This window comes from Aminobacter sp. HY435, assembly GCF_027568395.1.
GTDB lineage: Bacteria > Pseudomonadota > Alphaproteobacteria > Rhizobiales > Rhizobiaceae > Aminobacter.
In genome coordinates, this window is sequence record NZ_JANKZL010000010.1 from 1 (window position 1) to 15,068 (window position 15,068).

General features: G+C 64.4%; 16 protein-coding genes and 1 pseudogene. 9 read left to right on the top strand and 8 right to left on the bottom strand.

What is annotated here, in order from left to right; genetic code table 11:
- Positions 1-139: pseudogene (locus tag PCJ21_RS15440) on the top strand (IS630 family transposase); the annotation flags it as partial.
- A gap of 48 nt (positions 140-187) precedes the next feature.
- Here the strand turns inward: PCJ21_RS15440 and PCJ21_RS15445 are convergent.
- The 5 genes from PCJ21_RS15445 to rpsU form a co-directional block, all read right to left on the bottom strand.
- On the bottom strand, positions 188-820 hold the full coding sequence (locus PCJ21_RS15445; RefSeq protein WP_269932313.1) for a LysE family translocator: 633 nt from the start codon (positions 818-820) through the stop codon (positions 188-190).
- A 285-nt stretch (positions 821-1,105) separates the two neighbouring features.
- Positions 1,106-1,582 carry a DUF992 domain-containing protein gene (locus tag PCJ21_RS15450; RefSeq protein ID WP_269932314.1) on the bottom strand — a complete coding sequence of 159 codons (477 nt, stop codon included), beginning with the start codon at positions 1,580-1,582 and terminating at the stop codon, positions 1,106-1,108.
- 73 nt (positions 1,583-1,655) lie between these two features.
- Positions 1,656-2,258 (bottom strand): NAD(P)H-dependent oxidoreductase, encoded by a 603-nt coding sequence (locus tag PCJ21_RS15455; RefSeq protein WP_442866023.1) that lies wholly within the window; start codon positions 2,256-2,258, stop codon positions 1,656-1,658.
- A gap of 102 nt (positions 2,259-2,360) precedes the next feature.
- Positions 2,361-3,212, bottom strand: coding sequence for a tetratricopeptide repeat protein (locus tag PCJ21_RS15460; RefSeq protein ID WP_269932316.1), 852 nt, complete (start codon positions 3,210-3,212; stop codon positions 2,361-2,363).
- A gap of 138 nt (positions 3,213-3,350) precedes the next feature.
- Positions 3,351-3,611 (bottom strand): 30S ribosomal protein S21, encoded by a 261-nt coding sequence (gene rpsU / locus PCJ21_RS15465; RefSeq protein ID WP_055979876.1) that lies wholly within the window; start codon positions 3,609-3,611, stop codon positions 3,351-3,353.
- 240 nt (positions 3,612-3,851) lie between these two features.
- Between rpsU and PCJ21_RS15470 the strand changes: the two genes are divergently transcribed.
- Positions 3,852-5,039 (top strand): glycoside hydrolase family 5 protein, encoded by a 1,188-nt coding sequence (locus tag PCJ21_RS15470; protein ID WP_269932317.1) that lies wholly within the window; start codon positions 3,852-3,854, stop codon positions 5,037-5,039.
- A 56-nt stretch (positions 5,040-5,095) separates the two neighbouring features.
- Here the strand turns inward: PCJ21_RS15470 and PCJ21_RS15475 are convergent, their stop codons facing one another.
- The gene (locus PCJ21_RS15475; protein WP_269932318.1) at positions 5,096-5,506 is read right to left on the bottom strand and encodes a DUF2000 domain-containing protein; all 411 of its coding nucleotides are present in this window, start codon (positions 5,504-5,506) and stop codon (positions 5,096-5,098) included.
- 90 nt (positions 5,507-5,596) lie between these two features.
- Between PCJ21_RS15475 and PCJ21_RS15480 the strand changes: the two genes are divergently transcribed.
- A complete protein-coding gene (locus PCJ21_RS15480) occupies positions 5,597-6,409 on the top strand; it encodes an AraC family transcriptional regulator (RefSeq protein ID WP_269932319.1) in 813 nt (270 codons plus the stop codon).
- A 111-nt stretch (positions 6,410-6,520) separates the two neighbouring features.
- Complete coding sequence (locus tag PCJ21_RS15485; RefSeq protein WP_269932536.1) at positions 6,521-7,720, top strand: MFS transporter; 1,200 nt, start codon at positions 6,521-6,523, stop codon at positions 7,718-7,720.
- 16 nt (positions 7,721-7,736) lie between these two features.
- Here PCJ21_RS15485 and PCJ21_RS15490 read toward each other — a convergent pair whose 3' ends face one another.
- Positions 7,737-8,495 carry an SDR family oxidoreductase gene (locus PCJ21_RS15490; protein WP_269932320.1) on the bottom strand — a complete coding sequence of 253 codons (759 nt, stop codon included), beginning with the start codon at positions 8,493-8,495 and terminating at the stop codon, positions 7,737-7,739.
- A 221-nt stretch (positions 8,496-8,716) separates the two neighbouring features.
- Here PCJ21_RS15490 and PCJ21_RS15495 point away from each other — a divergent pair, with 221 nt between their 5' ends.
- The 5 genes from PCJ21_RS15495 (at position 8,717) to PCJ21_RS15515 (ending at position 14,584) form a co-directional block, all read left to right on the top strand.
- Positions 8,717-9,970: a sarcosine oxidase subunit beta gene (locus PCJ21_RS15495; RefSeq protein WP_269932321.1), complete on the top strand. Its 1,254-nt coding sequence runs from the start codon at positions 8,717-8,719 to the stop codon at positions 9,968-9,970.
- Between the two features lie 440 nt (positions 9,971-10,410).
- A complete protein-coding gene (locus tag PCJ21_RS15500) occupies positions 10,411-10,791 on the top strand; it encodes a sarcosine oxidase subunit delta (RefSeq protein ID WP_269932322.1) in 381 nt (126 codons plus the stop codon).
- Entirely contained in the window at positions 10,791-13,784 is a 2,994-nt protein-coding gene (locus tag PCJ21_RS15505) for a sarcosine oxidase subunit alpha (RefSeq protein ID WP_269932323.1), read from the top strand. Before PCJ21_RS15500 ends, PCJ21_RS15505 begins: the two co-directional genes overlap by 1 nt.
- The gene (locus tag PCJ21_RS15510; protein WP_269932324.1) at positions 13,777-14,322 is read left to right on the top strand and encodes a sarcosine oxidase subunit gamma; all 546 of its coding nucleotides are present in this window, start codon (positions 13,777-13,779) and stop codon (positions 14,320-14,322) included. Before PCJ21_RS15505 ends, PCJ21_RS15510 begins: the two co-directional genes overlap by 8 nt.
- Before the next feature lie 61 nt (positions 14,323-14,383).
- A complete protein-coding gene (locus tag PCJ21_RS15515) occupies positions 14,384-14,584 on the top strand; it encodes a hypothetical protein (protein WP_269932554.1) in 201 nt (66 codons plus the stop codon).
- A gap of 176 nt (positions 14,585-14,760) precedes the next feature.
- Here PCJ21_RS15515 and PCJ21_RS15520 read toward each other — a convergent pair whose 3' ends face one another.
- Positions 14,761-15,009: a DUF680 domain-containing protein gene (locus PCJ21_RS15520; protein ID WP_269932325.1), complete on the bottom strand. Its 249-nt coding sequence runs from the start codon at positions 15,007-15,009 to the stop codon at positions 14,761-14,763.
- Positions 15,010-15,068 lie beyond the last annotated feature (59 nt).

The window sequence follows — 15,068 nt, forward strand, 5'->3', positions numbered from 1 at the left end:
CTTCTCCAAGTTGAAGTCCCAGCTCAGGGCACGCGCCATTCGAACCATCGACGGCCTTTGGCAGGCGATCGGCGACATCTGCACACTCTACCCGCCAACCGAATGCCAGAACTACTTCAAAGCCGCCGGATATGTCTGAATGTCCACCGCTCTAGGCGCTACGCGCGCCCGAAGGGGGAGCGGACTGTTACCGTTGCGCTTCTGTCGCCATCTTCACGGCGAGCCCGGCCAAAACCGTTCCCATCAGCCAGCGTTGTACCGCTACCCAGCCAGGGTTGTCGGCGAGGAAGCTTGAGATCGAGCCCGCCGAGATGGCGATAATGGCGTTGACGGTGATGCTGATCGATATCTGGATCGTGCCGAGGATGAGAAGCTGGGTCAGCACGCTGCCGTCGGCCGGGTCGATGAATTGCGGCAGCAGCGACAGATAGAGCACGGCGACCTTCGGGTTCAAAAGGTTGGTCAGGAAGCCCATGGCAAACAGCTTGCGCGGCGTGTCGCGCGGCAGCTGGCGCAGCTGGAACGGCGAGCGGCCGCCCGGGCGCAGCGCCTGCCAGGCGAGCCAGAGCAGGTAGGCGGCACCAGCGAAGCGGATCGCGTCATAGGCGTAGGGCACGGCGAGCACGAGTGCCGTGATGCCGAAGGCAGCGCAAAGCATGTAGACGATGAAGCCGAGCGCCACGCCGCCGAGAGAGATCAGTCCGGCCTTGGGCCCCTGGCTGAGCGAACGCGACACGAGGTAGATCATGTTCGGCCCCGGCGTCAGCACCATGCCGAGTGCGATGGCCGCAAATGCGATGAGGCTGGCGGTTTCTGGCATGCGCGTCCCTCCGAGTTGGCCATCCAGCCGGCGCAGGGATGCCCGGAATCTGGTCGTCGCGAAAGGTACAGCCGCCTGCTGTCGATTGCGGCAGCCGGCCTCGATGTTGTTGCCGTCAGGGTCAAGGACATACGCGCCGTAGCAGTTCATTGCAGAGCGCGAGGTCCCGGAGTGCCAACGCGAAAGCCGACGTGGTCGAACAAAGGCGCTGTCCCGCAATTCCAGAAATAGTGTTGTGGCGAAACCTCCGCTCCCGGGCGATGGCCGGGCGCGGAGGAGCGCTGGTTATTTCAGCGGCGCGGCCAGTTGCAGCGCGCCGATGGCAAGGGCGGCGTTGAGGCCGGTCTGGGTCTGCAGGCTGACCGGCTGAAGGGCGATGGATCGCTGGGATCCTCCGACCAGGACATTGGCGCCAAGGCCGACCGCAACGGTCGCTTCCGCGCTCGCACCAAGATAGTTGCCGGCGAGCGCGCCGGTATCGTAGACGTCGCGGGTCGGGGCGAATACCAGCCACTCAAGCGCGCCGCCTGTGGTGGTGCCGATGTCGACGCCGTACTTGTTGATCCGGCCGGAATAGACTTCCTGCGAGCGTTTGCCGAAGGCCGGCGTAAAGGTGCACTGCATGTCCTTGGTCGAGCCGATGACGAAGCCGGTTCCGCCATTGACTGTGCAACTGAGCATGCCGAGCTTGGCGCCGAACTGGGCATATGCGGGAGCCGAAATCGGCAGGATCGCAAGAGCCGCGACGAGGAGCTTTTTCATGGGAGGTTCCTTTCAGTCATGAAGCGATATCAACCGGATAGCCGCTGAAAGGTTCCGCTGGAGACGGGCGCGGCTACGCGGAGTTGCGCAAAATCCGGCGAATCTCGCCGACGAAGCGCATAACGCGCACGGGCTGCGGCTTTTCTGCGGCATAAAAGGACAGCATGGCGAAGCGCGCCTTGGGCGCGCAGGCGCCGAACACGCCCCATTTGAGGATGCGGCGCACGGGACGGCGCATCACCAGCCGGTCGACCCACCAGGGGCTGCCCAGTGTGGTGATGGCGACGACATGGTGAAGCTTGTAGAGCAGCGGCCTGATCGGGCCGTAATCCTTGCCGTGGTCGAAGGCGATGCCGGGCGAAAAGACGCGGTCGATCCACCCCTTCAGCATCGCCGGCAAGCCAAACCACCAGGTTGGGAAAACCAGCACCAGAACTTCCGCCTCGCGCAGCGCCGCGGCCTGGGCGTTGAGCGCGGCGGCGTCGAATCGTTCGCTGTAGTAGGAGTTGCGTTCGGCTGACGTCAGGCGGGGATCGAATTCGCTCTGGTAGAGATCAAGCAACGTCACCTTGTGACCCGCTGCCGTCAATTCGGCGGCCGCGACCTCGGCAAAATGCCGGTTCAGCGATTCAGCCAGCGGGTGGGCCAGGACAACCAGGCAGTTCAAGGCTCGCATTGCCTGCGCTTGCACGCAGCCTCTCCGGATAGCTTCCCGGGGAGGGGCCTGCGCGGGTTCAAGGTCAAGCTGCGTTGCCGGCGGCGGCGCGGCGAAGAGGTGTCACGCGCCGGCTCTCGTGCGGGCAAGTCCGTCGACCGCGGGCTTGTAGTTGGGGTCGAGGCGCACCGCCTCCGAATACGACTTTGCTGCCTTTGCCTTATCACCGCGGCGCTCATAGATCAGCGCCTGGTTGGCCCAGCTTTCGGCGATCTTGCCGTCGAGCTTGATCGCCATGTTGAAGTCGGCGAAGGCGTTTTCCTCGTCATTGGTGGCGAGGTACGACAGGCCGCGGCCGTTGTAGGGTTCGGCGGCGTCGGGCGAGAGCGAGATCGACTTCGAGAAGTCCTCGATGGCGAAGGCATGCTGGCCCTGCTGCTGGTAGATCAGGCCGCGATTGTGGTAGGCGCGGGGATCGGTGGTGTCGAGCTCGATCGCCTTCTGGAAATCGTTGAAGGCGTCCTGCGTGCGGCCTGCCTTGCGGTAGAGATTGCCGCGACCGATGTAGGCGGCGTCATAGGAGGCGTTGAGCTGGATGGCCTTGTTGTAGTCGGCCAGCGCCGCCGGCTGGTTGCCCATGAAGCGGTGGATCAGCGCACGGTTGGAATAGGCCTGGTAGTAGCTCGGGTTGAGCTGCAGGGCGCGGTCGAAATCCTCCAGCGCCTCGCGATACTTGCCGCCCCGGCCATAGGCCGAGCCGCGCACATTGTAGGCTTCGGGGTCGTTCGGGTTGCTCGAGATGACGGCGCTAAGCGAGGAGATGTTCTCGCTCGAACCCTGCATGGTGTCGATGCGGGTCAGCTCGCCGGCCGGGCCGCCGGACTGGCAGCCGGCTGCGGCCAGGGCGATCAGCATGAGAGCCGTCACGGCGCCTCCGCGGACCGATGGCTTGCGGGTGCTCATGACTGCGTTCATCGCTGCTTGTCCCTCGCTTGCGCCCCGGGCAGGTGGCGCGACGTCCGGCTGGCGCCCGGACCAAAACAAAAAGGTGGTGGCGATAAAGAATCGCCCCACCTCGTCGTTATCCTTCGAAAAGGACCAAAGATTGGCAGATCAACGTGCCGGACGCGCACCAGCGCCAGCAGCAGCAGCCGGACGCGGCGTGCTGGGCAGCAGGCCTTCGCGCTGGGCACGCTTGCGAGCCAGCTTGCGAGCGCGGCGAACGGCTTCAGCCTTTTCGCGGGCGCGCTTCTCGGAAGGCTTCTCGTAGTGACCGCGCATCTTCATTTCACGGAAGATGCCTTCGCGCTGCATTTTCTTCTTCAGCGCGCGAAGCGCCTGGTCAACATTGTTATCGCGGACGAGTACCTGCACGTGTGATCCTGTCTTTCGGGTTCGAAATCCTAAGGCTAATGGCAATAGCCACGATGCCTCCGCGATGGTTTCCACCGCGAATTGTGGGCGGCTGATAGCAGAATCATGCCTGCTTGTCCACTGCCAAGGCCTTATTTCATGGGCTGTGGAGAAAGCCGGGTCGGCGCGACGCGCCTACTTCCGCCGCATTCATCGCCGAGCAAGCGTTTCCCACCTTCTCGCCAGACATGCAAGGCCTTCATGATGCGCACCATTTTCCTAGCCCTCGCGCTTGCCGCCGCGGCGCCTGCAGCGCATGCCGCTGATCTGATCGACTTCTGGGACACCGCCCAGCATGGCGGCAACAGCTTCAACCGGCTGCCGCCTGACCAAGCCTATTTCGACGCGCTGCGCGGTTATGGCGCCACCTGGGTGCGGCTGTCCTACGACAAGTGGAAGCCTGGCAAGCGCGACTTCCTCATCGGCACCGCCGACAAATATGAAGGCCTGGTCGCTTCGGACGTGAAGACGCTGAGGGACGTGCTCGACCGCGCCGACAAGGCCGGGCTCAAGGTGGTGATCGCGCCGCTGTCGCTGCCCGGCATGCGCTGGGCCCAGAACAACGACAACAAGTTCGACGGCCGTATCTGGCAGGACAAGGCCTGGTGGGAGCAGGCGGCCGCCTTCTGGCGCGACCTGGCGAGCGAACTCAAGGACCATCCGGCGGTCGCCGCCTACAACATCGTCAACGAGCCCGCGCCGGAAAAGAAGGGCGGTCTCGCCGAGCATGCCACTATCGCCGAGATGCGGTCATGGTACACGCAGAATGCCGGCAGCGCGCGCGACCTGAGGGCGTTCTACGAGACGGTCATTGCCGCCATTCGCGAGGTCGATCCCTTGACGCCGGTCATGGCCGATGCGGGCTGGTATGCGGCGGCGGATGCGTTTTCCTATTGGCCGGCGGGACTTGCCGACAAGCGCGTGCTCTACTCCTTCCATATGTACGAGCCCTACGCCGCCACCAGCGCGCCGAACATGAAGCGCGACAAGCCCTATGCCTATCCGGGCAATGTGCCCTTTGGCGAAGGCGAGGAAAAATGGGATGCCGAGCGCGTCAAGGCCTATCTCGACCAGCCGGTCGACTGGGCCGACAGCCGCGGCATCGCCCGCAACCGCGTCGTTGCCGGCGAGTTCGGCTGCATGCGCCGCCTGCCGTTCTGCACGCAATATCTCGAGGACGTGCTGACCAGGCTCGACGAGGACAAGCTGCACTGGGCCTTCTACAGCTTCCGCGAGGACGCCTGGGACGGCATGGACTACGAGCTCGGCGCCGGCAAGGTGAACTGGAAATACTGGGAGGCCATGGACAACAACGAGCCGGACCCGGTCAAGCGCAAGCCGACGCCGGAGTTCGCGCCGATCTCCAAGCGGCTGGCGGCCGGCAAATAACCGTCCTTTGGCGCAATCCGGACGGAAAACCGCGTCACACTTTTCCTGGAATTGCGCTAGGCCAAAAACTTCAGGCCGTTGACGATCTTGTCCAGAAGCTTGCGGTCGCCGTGCAGGCCGAGCCCGACTATGTCGAGCTCGGCGGCCGGCGTCGCTGCCACCGAGGCGCGGTTGTCGGCGTCGTTGCTGGTTGCAAACAGCGGCCGCGTGTAGATCGAAAACGCCAGCCCGCGCGAACGCGCCCGCTCGAAGGTCCGCCTTATCGTCTGGCTGTCCGCGCCATAGACGAAAACCGGTTCGCGGATCATCGCGAGATAGAAGTTGTCGTCATTGTCCTTGTAGGGTTCGCCGGCCATCTCGGGATAGCCATGCATCAGCCCGCCGGCCAGGAAGGCTGAGACGTTCACCTTCTGCCAGGCGGCAAGTTCGTCGAGGAGGATGAGGGCGGTCTTGGTCGGGTACATCATGGCCCAAGGCTAGCCGCGCCAGGCACCGGGATCTTGAACGTTTGTGCAAGGGCCACGACATTGCGGTCTCAGCCAGCACGGACCCGCCTGATGATCAGAGATTTCATCGCCACCGACGAACCGGTCCACGGGCTGCAGCGGCTGGTCGCGCGCTTCGGCGGCCACGCCTACGATCTTCACCGCCATGAGACCTATGCCGTCGGCCACACGCTGTCGGGCGCGCAGGCCTTCCGCTATCGCGGCAGCGACAGGATGAGCGTCCAGGACGAGTGCATGGTCATCCATCCCGACGAGGTGCATGACGGCCATGCCGGAGCGCCCGAAGGTTTTTCCTACCGCATGCTCTACATCGAACCCTGGCTCGTCTGCCGGGCGCTCGGCCGCGACAGGCTCTTGCCTTTCGTGCCTGGAGTGGTCGAGCGCGACACCGAGCTTGCCGCCCTGATCGACGATGCCTTCACCGATTTCCCCAATCCGATGGAGCCGCTGCAGGCCGACGCCTTCATATCAGATGTCGCCGCCCACCTCGCGCGCCGCAGCGACGATGCCAGGCCGCATCGCGCGAGTTCGCTCCCCGTCGACGAGGTCGCGGCAGCCCGCTCGTTCCTGGCCGAGGAGTTCGACCGACAGGCAACCTCAGGCGATCTCGAGCGCATCACTGGTCTCGACCGCTTCGAGCTTTCCCGTGCCTTCCGCCGGTTGATCGGTACCTCGCCGCACCGCTATCTCGTCGGGCGCCGGCTGGCTTATGCGCGCTCGCTCATGGCCGCGGGCGAGGGGTTGGCCGAGGCTGCGGCGGCTTCCGGCTTCGCCGACCAGAGCCATATGACGCGTCACTTCCGCGCCCGCTTCGGCATCACGCCAGGCCGCTTTGCTGCCCTTGCGGGTGCTGCCAGAGACTGACAGCTGGACCGTACAGTACCGCAGCGTGCACCATGAAAGGCGTGGCCTCCGGGTCTATGTCAGCCCTGTCCCTTGAAATGCGCCCGGAGTTACGCCGTGACCGATACAGCCATGCCCGCCCGCTCGTCGTCCGCCGATGGCACGGTGCTGGCGATCCTGCTTGCGGTCAGCTTCAGCCATTTCCTCAACGATGTCATGCAGTCGCTGATCTCGTCGCTCTATCCGATGCTGAAGAACGACTACAAACTCGACTTCTGGCAGATCGGCCTTTTGACCACGACCTTCCAGGTCACCGCGTCGCTGCTGCAGCCGGTCATCGGCATGTACACCGACAAGAAGCCGCTGCCGTTCTCGCTGCCCGTCGGCATGTGCTTGACGCTCATCGGCCTCCTGACGCTGGCCTTCGCGCACAGCTATGAGATGCTGTTGGTCGGATCGGCCTTCGTCGGCCTGGGCTCGGCGATCTTCCACCCCGAGTCGTCGCGTGTCGCACGCCTTGCTTCCGGCGGCCGCTTCGGGTTTGCCCAGTCGCTGTTTCAGGTCGGCGGCAATTTCGGCTCGGCGCTCGGGCCGCTGCTCGCCGCCTTCATCGTCGTGCCTTTGGGGCAGGGCGGCATCGCCTGGTTCTCGATAGCCGCGATGGTAGGCATCATCGTGCTCATCCGTGTCAGCATCTGGTACAGCCGCCACATCGTCAGTGCCGCCAAGCGCGCCGCGCCGACGCTGTTCAACCCGTTGCCGCGCCGCAAGGTGATGTCGGCGCTGGTGGTGCTTGCCATCCTGGTATGCTCCAAGCAGGCCTATACGGCGAGCCTGTCGAGCTTCTACACCTTCTATGTCATCGAGCGCTTCGGCGTATCGGTGCAGGAATCGCAGTATCTGCTGTTCCTGTTCCTCGGTGCGGCGGCGCTCGGCACCTTCCTCGGCGGTCCGATCGGCGACCGTTTCGGCGCCAAGACGGTGATCTGGTTTTCGATCCTCGGCGTGCTGCCGTTCACGCTCGTGCTGCCTTATGCCGACCTGTTCTGGACCAAGGTGCTGACGGTGCTGATCGGGCTGATCCTGGCGTCGGCCTTCTCGGCCATCGTCGTCTTCGCCCAGGAGCTGGTGCCGGGGCGCGTCGGCCTCATCGCCGGCATCTTCTTCGGCTTCGCCTTCGGCATCGGCGGCATAGCTGCCGCCGTGCTGGGCGTGGTGGCCGACGCACGCGGCATCGAGTTTGTCTTCAAGATCTGCTCGTTCCTGCCGCTGCTCGGCCTGCTGACCATCTTCCTGCCGAACATGAAGGCCGCGCGCTTGGGCGCGGCCTGATCGGAGGGCAAGCCGCTCAAAGCCGGTTGATCGACACCCCGCCATCGGCAAGCAGGGCAGCACCCGTGGTGAAGCTCGAGGCTTCCGAGGCGAGGTAGAGCGCCGATTGCGCGATCTCCTCGGGCCGGGCAATGCGCTTCAATGCGTGCAGTCCTTCGACGAAGACACGTTCTTCCGGGGTGTTGGCCGTCAGTGCCGGAGTGTCGGCAGCTCCTGGAAGCAAGGCGTTGACGCGAATGCCGCGCGGGCCGAACTCCGCTGCCAGTGCCTTGGTCAGGCCGATGACCCCTGCCTTTGACGCGGCATAGGCGGCCATGCCGGGCATGCCGACCGTGTAGCCGACGAAGGTCGAGGTGAAGATCAGCGAGCCTGCGCCGCGTTCCAGCATCGCAGGGATCTGGTATTTGGCACCGAGATAGGCGCTGGTCAGGTTGGTGTCGAGCGTGTCACGCCAGCCCTGTGTGGACAGGCCGGTCGTGTCGCCCATCTCGCCCACTGAACCAGCATTGTTGAAGGCGATGTCGAGGCCGCCGAACTCGGTCGTGGCAAGCTCGACGAGGGCGTGCGCAAAACCTTCATCCTTGACGTCGCCGGCCAGCGCCAGCGCTTCGCCACCTTCGGCCCGGATTTCCCTGGCCAGCGCTTCCAGACCCGCCGCCCCGCGCGCTGCGAGCACGACGCTCGCGCCTTGGTCGGCGAACAGTCTAGCCGTTGCCCGGCCTATGCCCGAGCTTGCTCCCGTCACGATTGCGACTTTTCCATTCAGTTCAAACATGTTTGCCTCCTGTGGCATTCCGGCCGGAAGCGTCCGGCTCTGATGGACAGGTCGCAATTCGGGGATCGAAGGGCCACCCGATACATGCGCCCTGATGGGCGGTATCGATGGCGGCGCAAAGCGGCAGACGCCGTCGCAAACAGGGCAAGGGTGACAGCGCCTTTTCGCTAGTGCTACACCTCGCGCTCACAAGCTTCCGGCACCTGCGAGGCCCTGAAAAAATGCGGAAATATTCGGTTTTTGCCATAGCCAGAGAGGCCATGCGCGGACACAAGGGCTGGGAGGAACAGTGGTCCTCGCCCGAGCCGAAGAGCGAATACGACGTCATCATCGTCGGCGCCGGCGGCCATGGCCTTGCCACCGCCTATTATCTGGCCAAGGAGCACGGCATCACCAATGTGGCGGTGCTCGAAAAGGGCTGGCTCGGCGGCGGCAACACCGGCCGCAACACCACCATCATCCGCTCCAACTACCTCTACGACGAATCGGCCGGGATCTACGATCACGCGCTCAAGCTTTGGGACGGGCTGTCGCAGGACCTGAACTACAACGTCATGTATTCGCCGCGCGGCGTCATGATGCTGGCCCACAACGTCCACGACGTGCAGGTGCTCAAGCGCCATATCCATGCCAACCGGCTGAACGGTATCGACAACGAGTGGCTGACGCCGGAAGAAGCCAAGGCGTACTGCCCGCCGCTGAATATTTCCGCCGACGCGCGCTACCCGGTCGTCGGGGCGTCGCTGCAGCGGCGCGGCGGCACCGCCCGCCATGATGCGGTTGCCTGGGGCTATGCCCGCGGCGCTTCCGATCGCGGCGTCCACATCATCCAGAACTGCGAAGTGACCGGCGTGCGCCGCACGGCGGACGGCCGCGTCTCGGGCGTCGAGACCTCGAAGGGCTTCATCGGCGCCAAGAAGGTCGGCGTCGTTGCCGCCGGCCACACCTCTGTGATCATGAACATGGCCGGCGTGCGCATGCCGCTCGAAAGCTATCCGCTGCAGGCGCTGGTGTCGGAGCCGGTCAAGCCGGTGTTCCCCTGCGTGGTCATGTCGAACACAGTGCACGCCTACATCTCGCAGTCCGACAAGGGCGAACTGGTGATAGGTGCGGGCACCGACCAGTACATTTCCTATTCGCAGACCGGCGGCCTGCACATCATCAACCACACGCTCGACGCCATCTGCGAGATGTTCCCGATGTTCACACGCATGAAGATGCTGCGCTCGTGGGGCGGCATCGTCGACGTCACGCCGGATCGCTCGCCGATCCTGGCCAAGACGCCGGTGCCGGGGCTCTACGTCAATTGCGGCTGGGGCACGGGCGGCTTCAAGGCGACGCCTGGATCGGGCAACGTCTTTGCCCACACCATCGCGCGCGACGAGCCGCACCCGATCAACGCGCCCTTCACCATCGAGCGCTTCCGCACCGGCCGCCTGATCGACGAAGCGGCAGCCGCCGCCGTGGCGCACTGAGGGTGTAGCGTTCGTGACCCGGAAGCAGAACATATCCTTTGCTAAAGTCGGATTCGCCGCTCTGGCTGGAATGGGTCTCGTTGCCGTCGTCGGTCCGCTTGCCTTGCACTTCGGCCTAGCAAGTTCAGAAGATCGGGCTGTTCTCAGCGGTCTATTTTCTTTGCTAGGGGTGTTTACATTTATTTTCCTCGGGTGGTTTGGGGTAATGCCTCGGGCGGGCACGACGATGTATCTCCGTGGATATTTTGACTCTCCGCGCTACGCGTACATGCACACTTGGCCATTTTACCGTTTTGTTTTCCTAATCACGGACGACCCAAGGGTTCTTTCAAGAAAGCAGGGCCGTAATTGATGTTGTCCGTCTTTACTCTTGCTGATGTTTTGCAACTGAGCTCGCAGTTTATGCCACGCCCTTTCTACAACGCTTCTTTGAGGTCGAGATGCTGCTGATCCATTGCCCCTATTGCGAGGAAGAGCGCCCCGAGCTCGAATTCCGCAACGCCGGCGAGGCGCATATCGCGCGCTCGACTAACATCGCCGCCGAGAGCGACGAGGATTTTGAAAAATTCTTCTTCATCCGCTCGAACCCGAAAGGCGTGATCTTCGAACGCTGGCGCCACATCCACGGCTGCGCGCGTTTCTTCAACGTTGCGCGCGACACCATCACCGACCGCTTCCTGTTGACCTACAAGGCCGGCGAGCCGAAGCCCGACATTGCGACCTTGTCGAGCGAGGCCGGACCCGCCGCCTGGGCCAACCGCCCACCGGACCAGCTCAACGAGAAGCCCAGGGCAAAACGCTCGACCAAGGGAGAGGCATGATGGCCGGTTCCTACCGCATTTCCGGCCAGGGCCGCCTGACGCCTGCCAAGACAGCGCGCTTCACCTTCGACGGCAAGGCGATGACTGGTCTTGCCGGCGACACCGTCGCCTCCGCGCTGCTCGCCAATGGCGTGCATCTCGTCGGCCGCTCGTTCAAGTATCATCGTCCGCGCGGCATCCTGTCCGCCGGGGCCGAGGAGCCGAACGCGTTGGTGACGGTCGAGCGCGACGCCGCCCGCAAGACGCCCAACGTCCGCGCCACCGTGCAGGAACTCTATGACGGACTGACGGTCAACTCGCAGAACCGCTGGCCCTCGCTCTCCTTCGATGTCGGCGCGGTCAACGACCTCGCCTCGCCGTTCTTCTCGGCCGGCTTCTACTACAAGACCTTCATGTGGCCGAAGGCGGCCTGGCACAAGTTCTACGAGCCCAACATCCGGGCGGCTGCCGGCCTCGGCGTTGCGCCCGATCAGCCCGATCCCGATCATTACGCGGCGCATTACGCGCATTGCGAGGTGCTGGTTCTCGGCGGCGGCGCTGCCGGTATCGCCGCGGCGCTGGCCGCCGCCGAGACCGGTGTGCGCGTCATCCTCTGCGACGAGCAGGCCGAATTCGGCGGTGCGCTGCGCTTCGAAAAGGGTGCCGTGATCGACGGCCAGGACGGCTGGAGCTGGGCGCAAGGTGCGGTGGCGACACTCGCGGCGATGGACAATGTGACGGTGCTGTCGCGCACCACCGCCTTCGGCTACTACGCCCAGAACTTCGTCGGTCTCGTCGAGCGCGTCACCGACCATCTGGCGCGTCCCGGCCGCGACGAGCCGCGCGAGCGGCTTTGGCAGGTCCGCGCCAAGCGCGTGGTCATCGCCACCGGCGCGATCGAGCGCCACATGGTGTTCGCCAACAACGACCGGCCGGGTGTCATGCTGGCCTCCGCCGCGCGCACCTTCCTCAATCACTACGGCGTCGTCGTCGGCAAGAACGTTGGCGTCTACACCGCCAACGACAGCGCTTATGCCGCCGCAATCGACCTCAAGAAGGCGGGCGTCGGCGTCGCCGCCATCGTCGACCTGCGCGATAACCCGGCCGGCCCACTCGTCGACGAGGCACGCGCGCTCGGCATCGAGGTCAATCATGGCCGCGCCGTCACCAGCGCCAATGGCAGCCAGCGCATCAAGTCGATGACCGTGCAGGCCAAGGGCGGCGGTGCCGAACGCACCATCGCCGTCGACGCGCTCCTGATGTCGGCAGGCTGGACGCCGTCGGTGCACATGTTCTCGCAGTCGCGCGGCAAGGTCGCCTTCGACGACGCCACCAAGCGCTTCCTGCCCGGCACCTACGCCCAGGATTGCGTCTCGATCGGTGCGTGCAACGGCTCCGACTCGCTTGAGGATACCGTCGCGCAGGCGCTCGAGGCGGGTGCCAATGCCGCCCGCGACGCTGGTGCCAAGTCGTCCAAGGGCGTGGCGCTGAAGGTCGAGGCCTCCGAAGGCTGGACCGGCGGCATGCTCGGCGCCGGGCCGGGTGCCGGTGCCGGCACCACGGTCAAGGCCTTCGTCGACTTCCAGAACGACGTCACCGCCAAGGACATCCGCCAGGCGGTTCATGAAGGCATGCGCTCGATCGAGCACATCAAGCGCTTCACCACCAATGGCATGGCCACCGACCAGGGCAAGACCTCCAACATGCACGGTCTCGCCATCGCGGCCGAAGCACTGGACAAGCAGATTCCGCAGGTCGGCCTCACCACGTTCCGCGCGCCCTACACGCCGGTCACCTTCGGTGCCATCGTCAATCACGCCCGCCACGGCCTGTTCGACCCGACGCGCAAGACCCCGACCCACAGCTGGGCCGAGAGCCATGGTGCGGTGTTCGAGGATGTCGGCCAGTGGAAGCGCGCCTGGTATTTTCCGCGCGCGGGCGAAGACATGCACGCCGCCGTCGACCGTGAATGCGTCACCGTGCGCAAATCGGCCGGCCTGTTCGATGCCTCCACCCTCGGCAAGATCGAGGTCGTCGGCCCGGACGCCGCGAAGTTCATGGAACTGCTCTACACCAATCCGTGGGAGAAGCTCGAAGTCGGCCGCTGCCGCTATGGCATCATGCTGCGCGAGGACGGTTTTATCTATGACGACGGTGTGGTCGGCCGGCTGGCGGCGGATCGCTTTCACGTCACCACCACGACCGGTGGTGCAGCCCGCGTGATGAACCACATGGAGGACTATCTCCAGACCGAGTTCCCCAATCTCGACGTCTGGCTGACCTCGATCTCCGAGCACTGGGCGGTCATCGCCGTCCAAGGCCCCAACTCGCGAAAAATCATCGAGCCGCTGGTCGAGGGCATCGACATGTCCGACGAGGCCATGCCGCATATGTCGGTGCGTGAGGGCAAAATCTGCGGCGTACCGACCCGGCTGTTCCGCATGTCGTTCACCGGCGACCGCGGCTTCGAGGTCAACGTGCCTGCCGACTACGGGCGCGCCGTCTGGGAAGCTTTGTGGGCCGAGGGCCAGAAGCATGGCGCCTGTGCCTATGGCACCGAGGCGATGCACGTGCTGCGCGCCGAGAAGGGCTACATCATCGTCGGCCAGGATACCGACGGCACAGTCACGCCCAATGACGCCGGCCTCGACTGGGCCGTCGGCAAGAAGAAGACCGACTTCGTCGGCATTCGCGGCATGATGCGCCCCGACCTACTGGCCAAGGGCCGCAAGCAGCTTGTCGGCCTCAAGACCAAGGATCCGCGCACTGTGCTCGAAGAGGGCGCGCAGATCGTCGAGAACCCCAAGCAGGCAATCCCGATGAAGATGATCGGCCATGTCACGTCGAGCTACTGGTCGGCCAATTGCGACCGTTCGATCGCCTTGGCGCTGGTGGCAGGCGGGCGCGACCGGCTCGGCGAGACGCTCTATGTGCCGATGCCGGATGGCGTCATCGAAGTGGAAGTCACCGGTGCCGTGTTCTTCGACGAAAAGGGAGACCGCCTCAATGGCTAAGCTTGCAACGGCCACCAGAAGCCCGGCCCTTGCCGGCAAGAGCATTGGCGGGCAGGGCGTTTCGCTGAAAGTTCTGGAGCCGGCTGGCCGCATGTCGCTGCGCGCCCGGCCAGCCGCTGTCGCTGCCCTGTCCAGGGCGCTCGGCGTGACCTTGCCGCAGAAGTCCAAGACTTCGGCTGCGAAGCACGGCCGTTTCGCGCTCTGGCTCGGCCCGGACGAATGGCTGGTGATAGACGAGGCCGGCGCCGACCTCCTTGCCGATTGCAGCTCGGTCAAGGGCCTGCACTCGGCGGTCGATGTCTCCCATCGCAACGTCGGCATAGCTGTCGCCGGTCCGAATGCCGCCCTGGTGATCAATGCCGGCTGCCCGCAGGACCTGTCGCTGCAGGCCTTCCCGGTCGGCGCATGTTCGCGCACGGTGCTCGGCAAGGTCGAGATCGTGCTGCTCAGGACCGGCGAGGATGCTTTCCGCGTCGAGTGCTGGCGCTCGTTCTCCGACTACGTCTACGGCTTCTTGTCGGAAGCGGCGCGCGGTTGAAGTTCGGAACTTCGGAGCAGGGTGGACGTTAGTTCCTCGACGATCAATCGAGGATCAAGACATGTCTCTGAATTCCGAGCCAGACAGCCGGATGCTGCCAAAGCGACAGAGGCGCGCCCGGCGCAGCGACGACCGCCCGAAGGACCAGCAGGTGTTGCAGCAGGAACTGGACGAAGGCCTTGAAGACAGCTTTCCAGCGAGTGACCCGGTTTCGGTGACGGTGTCTTCCATTCCCGGCTCGCCGGCCAGGCAGACGAGCTAGAGTAATTCCACGAAACGTGTGATGCGGTTTTCCGTTCGGACTGGCGTCAGGACAAGAAGATAGAGCGTTTTTGCGATTCGCAGGAAAGCGAAACCTCAGCTCGGGAAACAAGGCAGGCCGCCCCGAAAGGGCGGCCTGCCTTGTTTGAAGCGCGCGGCCGGGTGATCCGGTGCGGTTCAGTTGAATGTCGGCATGATCCAGGGATCGATGCCGATGCCCAGGCGCGGCTTCTGGTCGCCAATCGAGTTGGTGGTCGCAGGGGGCTTGTCCTGGCTGATCGATCCCGTTGGCGTGCAGTCGAGCTTCTGCTTCATTGTCTGCGTGCAGGCGGCAGGGGCGCGCGGCTTGGCCCCCTGAGCGTCTTTTGCCATTGCAAAACCGGTCGCGGCGATCACGGTCGCCAGTGCCAAAACTGTCCGTTTCATCATCATCTCCGTAAGGTTTTGCCGTACACGTACGGACCGCCTTACAAATACGGCCGCAC

Bases quoted from the DNA above. Each gene is read 5' to 3' on its own strand.
- PCJ21_RS15445 (WP_269932313.1), bottom strand. From the start codon at position 820: ATGCCAGAAACCGCCAGCCTCATCGCATTTGCGGCCATCGCACTCGGC.
- PCJ21_RS15450 (WP_269932314.1), bottom strand. From the start codon at position 1,582: ATGAAAAAGCTCCTCGTCGCGGCTCTTGCGATCCTGCCGATTTCGGCT.
- PCJ21_RS15455 (WP_442866023.1), bottom strand. From the start codon at position 2,258: ATGCGAGCCTTGAACTGCCTGGTTGTCCTGGCCCACCCGCTGGCTGAA.
- PCJ21_RS15460 (WP_269932316.1), bottom strand. From the start codon at position 3,212: ATGAACGCAGTCATGAGCACCCGCAAGCCATCGGTCCGCGGAGGCGCC.
- PCJ21_RS15470 (WP_269932317.1), top strand. From the start codon at position 3,852: ATGATGCGCACCATTTTCCTAGCCCTCGCGCTTGCCGCCGCGGCGCCT.
- PCJ21_RS15475 (WP_269932318.1), bottom strand. From the start codon at position 5,506: ATGATGTACCCGACCAAGACCGCCCTCATCCTCCTCGACGAACTTGCC.
- PCJ21_RS15480 (WP_269932319.1), top strand. From the start codon at position 5,597: ATGATCAGAGATTTCATCGCCACCGACGAACCGGTCCACGGGCTGCAG.
- PCJ21_RS15485 (WP_269932536.1), top strand. From the start codon at position 6,521: ATGCCCGCCCGCTCGTCGTCCGCCGATGGCACGGTGCTGGCGATCCTG.
- PCJ21_RS15490 (WP_269932320.1), bottom strand. From the start codon at position 8,495: ATGTTTGAACTGAATGGAAAAGTCGCAATCGTGACGGGAGCAAGCTCG.
- PCJ21_RS15495 (WP_269932321.1), top strand. From the start codon at position 8,717: ATGCGGAAATATTCGGTTTTTGCCATAGCCAGAGAGGCCATGCGCGGA.
- PCJ21_RS15500 (WP_269932322.1), top strand. From the start codon at position 10,411: ATGCTGCTGATCCATTGCCCCTATTGCGAGGAAGAGCGCCCCGAGCTC.
- PCJ21_RS15505 (WP_269932323.1), top strand. From the start codon at position 10,791: ATGGCCGGTTCCTACCGCATTTCCGGCCAGGGCCGCCTGACGCCTGCC.
- PCJ21_RS15510 (WP_269932324.1), top strand. From the start codon at position 13,777: ATGGCTAAGCTTGCAACGGCCACCAGAAGCCCGGCCCTTGCCGGCAAG.
- PCJ21_RS15515 (WP_269932554.1), top strand. From the start codon at position 14,384: ATGTCTCTGAATTCCGAGCCAGACAGCCGGATGCTGCCAAAGCGACAG.
- PCJ21_RS15520 (WP_269932325.1), bottom strand. From the start codon at position 15,009: ATGAAACGGACAGTTTTGGCACTGGCGACCGTGATCGCCGCGACCGGT.